Below are 202 nucleotides of genomic sequence, written 5' to 3'. Positions count from 1 at the left end.
GGTGAAGTCGTAACAAGGTAACCGTAGGGGAACCTGCGGTTGGATCACCTCCTTACCTTAAAGAACCTGCCTTTGCAGTGCTCACACAGATTGTCTGATGAAAAACGAGCAGTAAAAACCTCTACAGGCTTGTAGCTCAGGTGGTTAGAGCGCACCCCTGATAAGGGTGAGGTCGGTGGTTCAAGTCCACTCAGGCCTACCA

Annotated in this window: 1 tRNA gene and 1 rRNA gene; both read left to right on the top strand. The window is 51.0% G+C overall.

The features are described from left to right. Window positions 1-55, top strand: a 16S ribosomal RNA gene (locus OGX81_RS00640); the annotation flags it as partial. A gap of 70 nt (window positions 56-125) precedes the next feature. Continuing rightward, a tRNA-Ile gene (locus OGX81_RS00635) sits at window positions 126-202 on the top strand.

The sequence above is a fragment of the Citrobacter sp. CK206 genome (assembly GCF_030333125.1).
GTDB lineage: Bacteria > Pseudomonadota > Gammaproteobacteria > Enterobacterales > Enterobacteriaceae > Citrobacter_B > Citrobacter_B koseri.
Note: the sequence above shows the minus strand (reverse complement) of the source record. Positions and strands in the feature narration are given on the sequence as shown.